The sequence below is a fragment of the Lysobacter sp. DMC97 genome (genome assembly GCF_056313745.1).
Genome location: NZ_JBQUZR010000002.1, coordinates 494571 through 507538, shown reverse-complemented (window position 1 = coordinate 507538; position 12968 = coordinate 494571). Strand labels below are relative to the sequence as shown.

Annotated in this window: 10 protein-coding genes; 6 read left to right on the top strand and 4 right to left on the bottom strand. The window is 69.6% G+C overall.

The window, feature by feature from the left end; translation table 11 throughout:
• Nucleotides 1-42: 42 nt before the first annotated feature.
• The 3 genes from ACT53Q_RS05085 to ACT53Q_RS05075 all read right to left on the bottom strand — a co-directional run bounded on the left by ACT53Q_RS05085 (nucleotide 43) and on the right by ACT53Q_RS05075 (nucleotide 2696).
• Complete coding sequence (locus ACT53Q_RS05085) at nucleotides 43-783, bottom strand: methyltransferase domain-containing protein (protein WP_476185574.1); 741 nt, start codon at nucleotides 781-783, stop codon at nucleotides 43-45.
• On the bottom strand, nucleotides 723-1343 hold the full coding sequence (locus tag ACT53Q_RS05080; protein ID WP_476185781.1) for an SGNH/GDSL hydrolase family protein: 621 nt from the start codon (nucleotides 1341-1343) through the stop codon (nucleotides 723-725). The genes ACT53Q_RS05085 and ACT53Q_RS05080 overlap by 61 nt, the downstream gene beginning before the upstream one ends.
• Before the next feature lie 90 nt (nucleotides 1344-1433).
• Nucleotides 1434-2696, bottom strand: coding sequence for an aminotransferase class I/II-fold pyridoxal phosphate-dependent enzyme (locus ACT53Q_RS05075; RefSeq protein WP_476185573.1), 1263 nt, complete (start codon nucleotides 2694-2696; stop codon nucleotides 1434-1436).
• 145 nt (nucleotides 2697-2841) lie between these two features.
• Here ACT53Q_RS05075 and rsgA point away from each other — a divergent pair, with 145 nt between their 5' ends.
• From rsgA to ACT53Q_RS05055, 4 genes are all read left to right on the top strand, one after another.
• Nucleotides 2842-3966, top strand: a complete 1125-nt coding sequence (rsgA, locus tag ACT53Q_RS05070) for a ribosome small subunit-dependent GTPase A (protein ID WP_476185572.1) — start codon at nucleotides 2842-2844, stop codon at nucleotides 3964-3966.
• A 117-nt stretch (nucleotides 3967-4083) separates the two neighbouring features.
• Nucleotides 4084-5349: a flavohemoglobin expression-modulating QEGLA motif protein gene (locus ACT53Q_RS05065; RefSeq protein WP_476185571.1), complete on the top strand. Its 1266-nt coding sequence runs from the start codon at nucleotides 4084-4086 to the stop codon at nucleotides 5347-5349.
• A gap of 34 nt (nucleotides 5350-5383) precedes the next feature.
• Nucleotides 5384-6739 (top strand): dicarboxylate/amino acid:cation symporter, encoded by a 1356-nt coding sequence (locus ACT53Q_RS05060; RefSeq protein ID WP_476185570.1) that lies wholly within the window; start codon nucleotides 5384-5386, stop codon nucleotides 6737-6739.
• 59 nt (nucleotides 6740-6798) lie between these two features.
• Nucleotides 6799-9126: an NADP-dependent malic enzyme gene (locus ACT53Q_RS05055; RefSeq protein ID WP_476185569.1), complete on the top strand. Its 2328-nt coding sequence runs from the start codon at nucleotides 6799-6801 to the stop codon at nucleotides 9124-9126.
• A 264-nt stretch (nucleotides 9127-9390) separates the two neighbouring features.
• Here the strand turns inward: ACT53Q_RS05055 and ACT53Q_RS05050 are convergent, their stop codons facing one another.
• Nucleotides 9391-9666, bottom strand: a complete 276-nt coding sequence (locus tag ACT53Q_RS05050) for a hypothetical protein (RefSeq protein ID WP_476185568.1) — start codon at nucleotides 9664-9666, stop codon at nucleotides 9391-9393.
• Between the two features lie 29 nt (nucleotides 9667-9695).
• Between ACT53Q_RS05050 and ACT53Q_RS05045 the strand changes: the two genes are divergently transcribed.
• Nucleotides 9696-10100, top strand: a complete 405-nt coding sequence (locus tag ACT53Q_RS05045) for an REP-associated tyrosine transposase (RefSeq protein ID WP_476185567.1) — start codon at nucleotides 9696-9698, stop codon at nucleotides 10098-10100.
• A 173-nt stretch (nucleotides 10101-10273) separates the two neighbouring features.
• Nucleotides 10274-12964, top strand: coding sequence for a pyruvate dehydrogenase (acetyl-transferring), homodimeric type (aceE, locus tag ACT53Q_RS05040; RefSeq protein ID WP_476185566.1), 2691 nt, complete (start codon nucleotides 10274-10276; stop codon nucleotides 12962-12964).
• The last annotated feature ends 4 nt before the right edge of the window (nucleotides 12965-12968 follow it).

Genomic DNA, 12968 nt, shown 5'->3' with positions numbered 1-12968 from the left:
GCTCACGCCGCTCCCACAAAAGCGAGGCGCTTCTGCACGCACTCAACGCCGCGCGACGATCAGCCAGTTGTTGAACGGCGTGCGGCCGTACAGCGGTGTGCAGTCAACGTGCAGGCCATGCGCTTCGAGCATCGCGCGCAGACCGTCGAGGGTCGGGTAATCCTGCGGCCGCGTGCGCATCCAGCCGATGCGATGCGCGAGGCGATCGGCGAGGCGCGTGGTGCGCGAGCGGCCGCCGTCGTCGGCCACCGGGCTGCGGATCACCAGCACCGCATCGGGCACCAGCATCGCCGCGACGCCCGCCAGCAGCGTGCGCTGGGTGTCGGCATCGAGGTACTGCAGCACGTCGAGCAGCGCGACGCTGCCGCGATGTGCCGGCAGCGTGCGCGCGAGATCGACCACCTCGAACGCGACGTCGGGGAGTGCCGCACGTTGCGCGGCGCGTGCGGCACGCGTGATCTTTGCCGCGTCGGTGTCGACGCCGCGATACGCCATCGCCTGGCCGTCATCGCGCAGCGCGTGCGCGAGCAGGCCGAGGCCGCAGCCGAGGTCGAGCAGCGGCGCGGTGCCGCCGCGCAGTGCGGCCAGCGCGCCGGGATACAGCGGATCGCTGCGCAGCTTGCCCTGCACGTAGTAGTAGTCGTAGCGGTTGCCGAGCGCGAAGTCCGGCAGGAAGGCGATGGCTATACGCTTCGCTTCGCCGGCCGCGAACGCGGGCGCGCTCACGGTGCCGACGCGTCCGTCAGCAGGCGGCGCACGACCGGCAGCGCTTCCCGTGTCCATTCGGCGTACAGCGCAGCGGACGGATGCAGGCCGTCGTCGGCCAGCATCGCCGGCTTGGCGCCCACTGCACGACTCACCGGCGCGATGTCGACGAAGGCGACGCCGCGTTCGGCGCACACACGTGCGGCCGTGGCGTTGTAGGCATCGAGCGTGCGCGCGATGGCGGCGCGGTCGCGGCCCGACGCCGCGGCGAACGGGGTGACGCCCCAGTCTGGGATCGCCAGCACCACCACGCGGTCGGCGCGGCCGCCGGCGTAGCCGATCGCGCGCTCGAGCAGCGCGGCGAACGCGGGCGCGTAGTCGTCGACCGGGCGACCGCGGTACTGGTCGTTGACGCCGATCAGCAGGCTGACGAGCTGCCAGTCGCGGCCGATCGGTTCGGCGGCGTCGAGGGCGGACGACAGTTCGTCCGTCGTCCAGCCGGTGGTGGCGACGATGCGCGGCGCGTCGACGGCGAGGCCGGCCTCGCGCAGGCGCGCGGCGAGCTGCGCAGGCCAGCGCCCGTCGGCGGGCACGCCTTCGCCGATGGTGTAGCTGTCGCCGAGGGCGAGATAGCGCAGCGGCGGCGACGCGGCGCGGCCGTCGTCGTCGCCGGTCGGCGCGGCGGCCGCCAGCACCGCGGCCAGCAGCGCCGGCACCGCGCCCACGGCTCAGGCCACCGCGACGCGCGCGGCGCGGGCCTGTTCGGCGCGGCGCGACAGCACGCGGTCGATGCGCGCGAACACTTCGCGCAGCACCGGCGCTTCCGGCAGCAGGGTCACGCGGAAATGGTTGCGCTCGGGCACGTTGAAGCTGGAGCCCGGCACGATCAGCACGTCCTCGGTTTCCAGCATCTCCAGCGCGAAGGCGTGGTCGTCGAAGCCCTTCGCGGCGTCGCCGACGACGGCCGGGAAGCCGTACAGCGCGCCGGCGGGCGCGACCAGCGACAGGTGTTCGCTGGCGTCGCAGCATTCGATCAGCGCGCGGCGGGTCTCGTACAGCCGACCGCCGGGCGCGGTGAGCGCGCTGATGGTGTCGACGCCGTGCAGCGCGGCATGGATCGAGAACTGGCCGGGCACGTTCGCGCACAGGCGCAGCGCGCCGAGCAGGTCCATGGCGTGGTGGAACTCGCCGCTGGCGAGCGGATCGCCGCTGAGCACGGCCCAGCCCACGCGCCAGCCGCAGGCGCGGTGCACCTTCGACAGGCCGCCGAACGACAGGCACGGATGGTCGCCGGCCAGCGGTGCCAACGGCTGGAACGACGCGCCGTCGTACAGGATGTGGTCGTAGATCTCGTCGGCCATCAGCAGCAGGTCGTGCTTCTGGGCGATGGCGACGATGCGTTCGAGGATCGCGCGCGGGTAGGTCGCGCCGGTCGGGTTGTTCGGGTTGATCAGCACGATCGCGCGGGTGCGCGAGGAGACCAGTGACGCGATCTCGTCCGGGTCCGGCAGGAAGCCATTCTCGGGACGGCAGCGGTAGTACACCGGGCGGCCGTCGTTGAGGATGGTCGCGGCCGACCACAGCGGGTAGTCCGGCGACGGCAGCAGCACTTCGTCGCCCGGGTTGAGCAGCGCGCGCAGCGACAGGTCGATCAGCTCGCTCACGCCGTTGCCGACGAACACGCGCTCGGGCGACGCGTTCGGCGTACCGCGCTGCTTGTGGAAGGCGGCGATGGCCTCGCGCGCGGCCGGCAGGCCCTGCTGGTGGGTGTAGGGATCGGTGGCGGCGATGTGGTCGGCGATCGCGCGCTGGAGATGCTCCGGCGCGCGGAACCCGAACGCGCCCGGGTTGCCGATGTTGAGCTTGATCAGCTGCCGGCCCTGGCCTTCCAGCTCGCGGGCTCGCCGGGCCAGTTCGCCGCGGATCTCGTAGCGGACTTCGGACAGGCGTTCACGGGTCTTGAGACTGGGCTTGGGGCTGGAAGGCGACATCACGGCGGGCACGGAAAAAAGTGCGGAAAGACTAGCGGAAATCGCCCGGCGCCGCCTGTCTCCGGCGGTGCGCCACGCCCGCCTGATCCCCTCGACGGCCCGGTGCGGCATAGAATCCCCCGATGCCTGCCCGCCCCCGCACCGCTTGACCGCCCCCGCCCCCGGCCCGGACGCCCTCGGCGCGATCGGCTGGCCCTTCGCCGGCCCCGGCGCGGGCGCCGTCGACGACCCGGCCTGGGCCGCGGTCCTCGCCGCCCACCCGCAGGCCCGCCCGGCCCGGGTGATCGAACAGCACCGCACCGGCTACGTGGTGGCCGAGGCCCCCGGGCACGCGCTGGCGGTGGAATCGCCGCCGGAATGGGCCCGCCGCCGGTTCCCGCCGCAGGACCGCGCCGCGGTCGGCGACTGGGCGCTGGTCGAGGACGCCAGCCCGAAGCCGCGGATCGTCGCGCTGCTGCCCCGGCGCACGGCGATCAAGCGCGCCGCCGCCGGCGAGCACTACCACCAGCAGCTGATCGCCGCGAACATCGACACCGTGTTCGTGGTCTGCGGGCTGGACGCCGACTTCAACCCGCGCCGGATCGAGCGCTACCTGCTGCTGGTCGGCGGCGGCGGCGCGACCCCGGTGGTCGTGCTGACCAAGGCCGACCGCGACGGCAGCGACGCCAGTGCCGGCCTCGCCGCACTGGCCGAACTCGCCGCGCAGGGCATCGTCGCGGTGGCGGTGAACGCCAAGGACCGCGCCAGCGTCGCCGCGCTCGACCCGTGGCTGGGTCCGGGCCGCACCGCGGTGCTGGTGGGCTCGTCCGGCGCCGGCAAATCGACGCTCACCAACACCCTGCTGGGCATCGAGAAGATGAAGACCGGCGAGGTGCGCGAAAGCGACGCCCGCGGCCGCCACACCACCACGTTCCGCACGCTGATCCCGCTGCCGTCCGGCGCCTGCCTGATCGACACCCCGGGCATGCGCGAGCTGAAGCCGACCGGCGAGGAAACCCTGGCCGACGGCGGCTTCGCCGACATCGAGGCGCTGGCCGGCACCTGCAAGTTCCGCGACTGCCGCCACGCGAAGGAGCCCGGCTGCGCCGTGCGCGCGGCGATCGAGGCCGGCACGCTGGATGCCGCCCGCTTCGCGAACTACCTGAAGCTGCGCGACGAGGTCGCCGGCGCGGCCGACCGCCTCGCCACGCGGCTCGCGCAGAAATCCGACGCGCGGGTGCAGGGCAAGGCGCTCAACAAGCGGCTGGACGACAAATATGGCCGGCATTGACGCCATGCGTCCTTGCCGTTGTCATCCCGAGCGCAGCGAGGGACCTGCTTCTGCTTTTCCGCAAGCGCAAGGACCAAGCAGGTCCCTCGCTGCGCTCGGGATGACAGGAACATCAGCATGACCGAGGCGGACGCCATCGCCCACCACGTCGCGCTCGACGCGCGGCTGGTCGCGGCGGTGCGCGGCATCCGCCTGCTCGACACCGTCAGCTGGCCGGCCAGCGCGCAGGAGACCTTCCTCGCGGCGTGGAAGATCGGCCGCATCCACCTGCCGAGCGTCGCCTACGCGAAGACCGACTTCACCGACGTGCGCGCCGAGCTGGAGGCGATCGCGCAGGCCGCCGACGCCGACCATCCGCTCGGCCGCTACCTGCTCGCCACCGCCGAGAGCTGGCGCATCGCCACGCGCCTGCTCGATGCCGCCGGCACCTACCGCATGACCGCGTATTCGACGCGGCTCTACGGCCGGCCGGTGGAAATGCTGCCCGGCGACGGCCCGACCAACCTCGAAGCGGCACAGCATTTCATCGGCCTCGCCGACGACATGGACCAGGAGCTGCGCGACATCGAACCGGAAGCGGTGATGTCGGCCGAGGCCCTGCGCGACCTGCTGCAGCCGGAGATCGACGCGTTCTTCGTCGACCATCGCATCCAGGTCGAACTCGACCCCGACCTGATCGCGAAGGCCGCCGCCAGTTCCACGCGCATCCGCATCCGCACCAACACCGGCTTCAGCGACTACGACCACCAGCAACTGCTGGTCCACGAAGCGTTCGTGCACACGCTCACCGGCCTCAACGGCCGCGAACAGCCGCAGCTACCGTCGCTGGCGCGCGGTTCGCCGCGCACGACCGCCACGCAGGAAGGGCTGGCGACGTTCGCCGAGCTGATCTCCGGCTCGATGGACATCGAGCGCATGAAGCGCATCAGCCTGCGCATCGTCGCCATCGACATGGCGATCAACGGCGCCGACTTCGTGCAGGTGTTCCGCTTCTTCCTCGACGCCGGCCAGACGCCCGAGGACAGCTTCTCGTCGACGCAGCGCGTGTTCCGCGGCGCGCCGCTGGGCGGCGGCGCGGCGTTCACCAAGGACACCGTCTACCTGCACGGCCTGCTCAGCGTCCACACGTTCTTCCGCTGGTGCCTGCGCCACCGCAAGCTGTCGATCGCGCGCCAGCTGTTCGCCGGCAAGCTGGCGCTGGAGGACGTGTTCGCGCTGCAGCCGATGTTCGACGCCGGCGTCGTCGCGCCACCTCACTACGTGCCGCCGTGGATGCGGCGCGCGAACGGGCTCGCCGGCATGCTCGCGTTCTCGCTGTTCGCCAACAAGATCCGGCTGGACCGCGTCGACGCCGATGACCTCGTGCTGGGGCTCGGCGTGTGATGCGCAGTGCATGCCGACACGGAGTCCGGCCCTCATGACCGCCACCGCATCCTCCGCAGCGCCCCGCGCCGGCCGCCTCTACCTCTGGGTGATCGCCGCGATAGCAATAGGCGGCACCATCGGCCACGTCGCGCCGGCGACCGGCGTCGCGCTGAAACCGCTGGGTGACGGCTTCATCGCGCTGGTGAAGATGCTGATCGCGCCGATCATCTTCCTCACCGTCGTCGCCGGCATCGCCGGCGCGTCCGACCTGCGCGGCGTCGGCCGCATCGGCGCCAAGGCGATCCTCTACTTCGAGGTGGTCTCGACCTTCGCACTCGCCATCGGCCTGCTGGTGGTGAACCTGTGGAAGCCCGGCGCCGGCTTCGGCGTCGACCCGGCGACGCTCGACGCCGCGGCCGTCGCCGACTACGCGCAGAAGGCGCACGAGCAGACCACCGTCGGTTTCCTGCTGCACATCATCCCGAAGACCTTCGTCGACGCCTTCACCGGCGACGGCGACCTGCTGCAGGTGCTGCTGCTGGCCTGCCTGTTCGGCTTCGCGATGAATGCGCTGGGCGAACGCGCGCGACCGGTGCACGCGCTGCTGGACGCGCTGTCCGAAACCTTCTTCCGGATGATGGCGCTGATCATGCGCCTGGCGCCGATCGGCGCCGGCGGCGCGATGGCCTTCACCATCGGCAAGTACGGCCTCGACAGCCTCGGCCCGCTGGCGAAGCTGATGCTCGGCTTCTACGCCACCTGCGCGCTGTTCGTGCTGCTGGTGCTGGGCACCGTCGCGCGGCTGACCGGCTTCTCGATCCTGCGGTTCCTGCGCTACATCCGCGACGAACTGCTGCTGGTGCTGGGCACGTCGTCGTCGGAATCGGCGCTGGTGCCACTGATGCAGAAGCTCGAGCGCCTGGGCTGCCCGAAGCAGGTGGTCGGCCTCGTGGTGCCCAGCGGCTATTCGTTCAACCTCGACGGCACCAACATCTACCTGACGATGGCCGCGCTGTTCGTCGCGCAGGCGATGAACATCGAGCTCACGCTCGGCCAGCAGCTCAGCCTGCTGCTGGTGGCGATGCTGACCTCCAAGGGCGCGTCGGGCGTCACCGGCGCCGGCTTCATCACCCTCGCCGCGACACTGGCGGTGGTGCCGTCGGTGCCGGTCGCGGGGCTGGCGCTGATCCTCGGCATCGACCGCTTCATGAGCGAGGCGCGCGCGATCACCAACCTCATCGGCAACGGCGTCGCCACGCTGGTCGTCTCGCGCTGGGAAGGCGGGCTGGACCTCGCGCGGCTGCGCGCGGAGCTGGCCGCCGGCCCGCCGCCCGCGGGCGCGCTGCCGCCTGCGCCGGAGCCGGCCTTCCATACGCCGGCGCAGCGTACGCTCGACGACGAGGATTGACTGCCTCCACGCCCGACCCCTTCCACTAGAATGGCCCCCCGGCCCCTGGATCCACCGCGATGTCCGACCACGACGCGTCCCAAGACCTGAAAGAATCCGCCCTCGAGTACCACCGCCAGGATCCGCCGGGCAAGATCAAGGTCGCGCCGACCAAGCCGCTGGTGACGCAGCGCGACCTGTCGCTGGCCTACTCGCCCGGCGTGGCCTACGCCTGCGAGGCGATCGTCGCCGACCCCAACGCCGCCAGCGAGATGACCGCGCGCGGCAACCTCGTCGCGGTGATCACCAACGGCACCGCAGTGCTGGGCCTGGGCGACATCGGCCCGCTCGCCGGCAAGCCGGTGATGGAAGGCAAGGGCGTGCTGTTCCAGAAGTTCGCCGGCATCGACGTGTTCGACATCGAAGTGAACGAGCGCGATCCCGACAAGCTGGTCGACATCATCGCCTCGCTGGAACCTACTTTCGGCGGCATCAACCTCGAGGACATCAAGGCGCCGGAGTGCTTCATCGTCGAGCGCAAGCTGCGCCAGCGGATGAACATCCCGGTCTTCCACGACGACCAGCACGGCACCGCAATCATCGTCGGCGCCGCCGTGCTCAACGCGCTGGAGGTCGTCGGCAAGCAGATCGGCGAGGTGAAGCTGGCCACCTCCGGCGCCGGCGCCGCGGGCATCGCCTGCCTCGACATGCTGGTCGCGCTGGGGATGAAGCCCGAGCACATCCTCGCGGTCGACCGCGACGGCGTGCTCTACACCGGTCGCCCGCACCTTGATCCGGACAAGGCGCGCTACGCCCGCGACACCGACAAGCGCACGCTGGCCGACATCGTCGCCGGCGCCGACATCTTCCTCGGCCTGTCCGCCGGCGGCATCCTCAAGGCGGAGATGGTCGCGACGATGGCCGAGCGGCCGATCATCCTCGCGCTGGCGAATCCCAATCCCGAGATCCTGCCCGAAGACGCCAAGCGCGTGCGCCCGGACTGCATCATCGCCACCGGCCGCAGCGACTACCCGAACCAGGTCAACAACGCGCTGTGCTTCCCGTACATCTTCCGCGGCGCGCTGGACGTGGGCGCGACGGAGATCAACGAGGCGATGAAGCTCGCCTGCGTGCGCGCGATCGCGAAGCTCGCCCGCATGGAAGCCTCCGACCTCGGCAGCGCCTACGGCGGCGAAGTGCCGCGCTTCGGCGCCGAATACATCATCCCGCGCCCGTTCGACCCGCGCCTGCTCACGGTACTGGCGCCGGCGGTGGCGAACGCGGCGATGGACTCCGGCATCGCGCAGCGGCCGATCGTCGACATGCCGGCGTACGAGGAGAAGCTGGCGCAATTCATCTACCGCACCGGCCTGCTGATGAAGCCGGTGTACGACCGCGCCCGCCGCGATCCCAAGCGCGTGGTCTACGCCGAAGGCGAGGAAGAAACCGTGCTGCTCGCGGTGCAGACCGTGATCGACGAAGGCCTGGCGCGGCCGATCCTGATCGGCCGTCCGGACGTCATCGACGCGCGCATCCAGCGCCTCAGCCTGCGCATGCGCCCGGGCGTCGACTTCGACCTCACCAACATCCACGACGACCCGCGCTTCAACGAGTACTGGCAGCAGTACCACGCGCTGACCGAACGCCGCGGCGTCACCCCGGCGGCGGCGAAGAACCTCATCCGTTCGCGCTCGACGCTGATCGCAGCGCTGATGGTCGAACGCGGCGAAGCGGACGCGATGATCTGCGGCCTGGTCGGGCGCTTCCACAAGAAGCTCGGCTACCTGCGCAGCATCTTCAACTTCGACCGCGGCGTGTCCGGCACCGCGGCGATGACCGGCGTCATCAACAGCCAGGGCGTGTGGTTCTTCCTCGACACCCACGTGCAGGTGGACCCCAGCGCCGAACAGATCGCCGAGGCCACGCTGATGGCGAGCTACCGCCTCAAGCTGTTCGGCATCGAACCGCGCGTCGCGCTGCTGTCGCACTCCAACTACGGCAGCCACGACAACCCCAGCGCGGCGAAGATGCGGCAGGTCTACCAGATCGTGCGCCGCCGCGCGCCGAAGCTGGAGATCGACGGCGAGATGATGGCCGACACCGCGTGGGACGAAGGCCTGCGCCGCCGCATGTTCCCGCACACCACGCTGAGCGGCCGCCCCAACCTGTTCGTGATGCCCAACCTCGACGCGGCCAACATCACCTACAACATGGTGCGCGTGATGACCGACGGCGTCGCCATCGGCCCGATCCTGATGGGCCTCGACCAGCCCGCGCACATCCTCACCCCCGCCTCCACCCCGCGCCGCGTGGTCAACATGACCGCGATCGCCGCCGTCGACGCCCAGATCCGCCAGCAACGCGGCGACATCGAAGCCTCCAACCGGCGGGCGATGCGGGAGGATTGAGGGGCCGGCGAGCAAGCGATACCTGCAACCTGTCGCGGCTTACGCCGCTCCCACAAAAAAGCGCCATCACGAGTGGCGTGCCATGGAAGTCCTTCCTCTGTGGGAGCGGCGTAAGCCGCGACAGCTCTTGCCGCCCCTCGCCATCGCCCGACATCCCGATCGGCTTTTTCCGAATCGGGAATGCGATCGATTCCGACTGAAGCGCGATGCCGGCTTCCGGACGCTTGCCGGCGCGATGCGAAAGAATTGAGGCAATACTGGCAATCAAGCGATGGCAGCAGCCTGTCGCGGCTCACGCTGCTCCCACAGGAACACCAGCACCGTGCACTGTTCCGCCGCAGCGTTGTTTGTGGGAGCGGCGTGAGCCGCGACAGCTTTTTGCCGCCCCTCGCCATCGCCCGACATCCCGATCGGTTTTTTCCTAATCCGGAATGCGATCGTTTCCGACTGAAGCGCGATGCCGGCTTCGTCATGCTTGGAGCATGACAGTTCCGCTTCACGATCCCGGCTATCGTCGCCTGCGGGCGGGACGACGCTCACTTCCACACCATGCCTACCTGATCACGACCGTGACCACGGGCCGTGAACTCCGCTTCGCTCACCATGCGACCGCGATTGCCACGGTCGATGCGCTCATCCAGGAAGGCTTGTGGCTGGAATCTCGGCTTCTTTGCTGGGTCCTGATGCCGGATCACCTGCACGCCCTCATCCATCTCGGCGCCACCGAGTCGCTCTCCTCCATTGTGCGGCGGATGAAATGCATCACCGCCACCGCAGCGAATCGGGTCGACATGCGCCGAGGGGCGGTCTGGATGCCCGGCTTCCACGACCGTGCTGTCAGACATGTGGATGACCTCGACCGCATTGCGCGGTACGTCCTCGACAATCCGGTACGAGCGGGGCTGGTCGCCGAGGCCTCCGACTACCCGTACCTGAGTTACGCACGGGAGCAATCTGCGGCGCGCGGCCCGTGAGCACGACAGCATCTCAATACGCGCCCTGCAATCGAATTCCCGCAACCACCCGCGCCCACCGCACGCCCCCGTACGGAGCGGGGCCGGATGCCGCTGATAGAATCGATGCTCTAGACGACGAACCCAACAGACGATCCCCCATTCGGCGGCCCCGGGCCGCACGCGGAGCTTCCATGAGCTGGTTGAACGAACTGCTGCAGAACGACCCCGATCCGACCGAGACCCGCGAGTGGATCGAGTCGCTGAAGGCCGTCATCGACGCCGACGGCGCCGATCGCGCGCACCAGCTGCTTGAAGGCATGGTCGAGCTGACCCGCCGCGCCGGGGCGCACCTGCCGTTCGCGCCGACCACCGAGTACATCAACACCATCCCGGCGCACCTCGAACCGCGCATGCCGGGCGACCCGCACATGGAGTGGCGCATCCGCTCGATGATCCGCTGGAACGCGATGGCGATGGTGGTGCGCGCCAACCGCAAGCCCGGCGACCTCGGCGGCCACATCGCCTCGTTCGCCTCGTCGGCCACGCTCTACGACGTCGGCTTCAACCATTTCTGGCGCGCGCCCAGCGCCGATCACCCGGGCGACCTCATCGGCGTGCAGGGCCACAGCTCGCCCGGCGTGTACGCCCGCGCCTTCCTCGAAGGCCGCCTCTCCGAATCGCAGATCGACCACTTCCGCATGGAAGTCGACGGCCGCGGCATCAGCTCCTACCCGCATCCGTGGCTGATGCCCGATTTCTGGCAGTTCCCGACCGTGTCGATGGGCCTGGGCCCGATCGGCGCGATCTACCAGGCGCGCAACTGGAAGTACCTCGAAGCCCGCGGCCTGATGCCGAAGTCCGACCGCAAGGTGTGGTGCTTCATGGGCGACGGCGAGTGCGACGAGCCCGAGAGCCTCGGCGCGATCTCGGTCGCAGGCCGCGAAGGCCTGGACAACCTCGTCTTCGTCATCAACTGCAACCTGCAGCGCCTCGACGGCCCGGTGCGCGGCAACGGCAAGATCATCCAGGAACTGGAAGGCCAGTTCCGCGGCGCCGGCTGGAACGTGGTCAAGACCGTGTGGGGCAGCTACTGGGATCCGCTGCTGGCCAAGGACAACACCGGCCAGCTCAAGCGGCTGATGATGGAAACCGTCGACGGCGAATACCAGAACTGCAAGGCCTTCGGCGGCGCGTACACGCGCGAGAACTTCTTCGGGAAGTATCCCGAGACCGCGGCGATGGTCGCCAACATGAGCGACGAGGACATCTGGCGCCTCAACCGCGGCGGCCACGATCCACACAAGGTCTACGCCGCGTACCAGAACGCGGTCGAGACCAGGGGCATGCCCACCGTCATCCTCGCCAAGACGGTGAAGGGCTACGGCATGGGCGCCTCGGGCGAATCGCTCAACCCCACGCACCAGACCAAGAAGCTCGACGACGACGCCGTGCGCGCGTTCCGCGACCGCTTCAAGATCGACATCCCGGACGAGCAGTTCAAGGACGGCGCGGTGCCGTTCTACCACCCGGGCCCGAAGTCGCCGGAAGTCGAATACATGCTGTCGCGCCGCGGCGCGCTGGGCGGCTTCCTGCCGCAGCGCCGCCGCAAGGCCACGCAGTCGCTGGAGACGCCGAAGCTCGAGGTCTTCGACCGCCTGCTCAAGAGCACCGGCGACCGCGAGATCAGCACCACCATGGCGTTCGTGCAGGCGCTGAACGTGATCCTGCGCGACAAGGCCGTCGGTCCGCGCTGCGTGCCGATCGTCGCCGACGAAGCCCGCACCTTCGGCATGGAAGGCCTGTTCCGCCAGATCGGCATCTACGCGCCGCACGGCCAGAAGTACAAGCCGGTCGATCGCGACCAGCTGATGTACTACCGCGAAGACGCCGCGGGCCAGGTGCTGGAGGAAGGCATCACCGAGGCCGGCGCGTTCTCGTCGTGGATGGCTGCGGCCACCAGCTACAGCACCAACGACCTGCAGATGCTGCCGTTCTACATCTTCTACTCGATGTTCGGCTTCCAGCGCATCGGCGACAGCGCGTGGCAGGCGGCGGACATGCGTGCGCGCGGCTTCCTGCTGGGCGCCACCGCCGGCCGCACCACGCTCAACGGTGAAGGCCTGCAGCACGAGGACGGCCACTCGCACCTGCTCGCGGGCGCGATCCCGAATTGCCGCGCCTACGACCCGACCTTCGGCTTCGAGGTCGCCGTGATCCTGCAGCACGGCATGCAGCGCATGCTCAACGAACAGCACGACGAGTACTACTACCTCACCCTGATGAACGAGAACTACGCCCATCCGGACATGCCGGAAGGCGCGGCCGACGGCATCATCAAGGGCATGTACCTGCTGAAGGACGCCGGCAAGCCGAAGAAGGGCGAACTGCGCGTGCAGCTGCTGGGCAGCGGCACCATCCTGCGCGAAGCCATCGCCGCGGCCGAGCTGCTGGACAAGGATTTCGGCGTCACCGCCGACATCTGGTCCTGCCCCAGCTTCACCGAACTGCGCCGCGACGGTTTCGACGCCGAACGCTGGAACCGCCTCAATCCCGAGGCCAAGACGCCGCGCAAGCCCTACGTCACCGAACTGCTGGAAGGCCGCCAGGGCCCGGCCGTCGCCGCCACCGACTACGTCCGCGCCTTCGCCGACCAGATCCGCGCCTTCGTCCCGATGCGCTACACCGTCCTCGGCACCGACGGCTTCGGCCGCAGCGACACCCGCGCCAACCTCCGCCGCCACTTCGAAGTCGACCGCTACTACATCGCCCAGGCCGCGATCGACGCCCTCGCGAAGGAAGGCAAGATGACCGGCAAGGACGTCGCCCGCGCGATCAAGCTCTACAAGATCGACGTGGAGAAGGGGAATCCGCTCGGCGCTTGATGCG

Excerpts from the sequence above, each read along its gene's own strand:
- ACT53Q_RS05085 (WP_476185574.1), bottom strand. The coding sequence starts at position 783 with ATGGACACGGGAAGCGCTGCCGGTCGTGCGCCGCCTGCTGACGGACGC.
- ACT53Q_RS05075 (WP_476185573.1), bottom strand. The coding sequence starts at position 2,696 with ATGTCGCCTTCCAGCCCCAAGCCCAGTCTCAAGACCCGTGAACGCCTG.
- ACT53Q_RS05065 (WP_476185571.1), top strand. The coding sequence starts at position 4,084 with ATGACCGAGGCGGACGCCATCGCCCACCACGTCGCGCTCGACGCGCGG.
- ACT53Q_RS05060 (WP_476185570.1), top strand. The coding sequence starts at position 5,384 with ATGACCGCCACCGCATCCTCCGCAGCGCCCCGCGCCGGCCGCCTCTAC.
- ACT53Q_RS05055 (WP_476185569.1), top strand. The coding sequence starts at position 6,799 with ATGTCCGACCACGACGCGTCCCAAGACCTGAAAGAATCCGCCCTCGAG.
- aceE (WP_476185566.1), top strand. The coding sequence starts at position 10,274 with ATGAGCTGGTTGAACGAACTGCTGCAGAACGACCCCGATCCGACCGAG.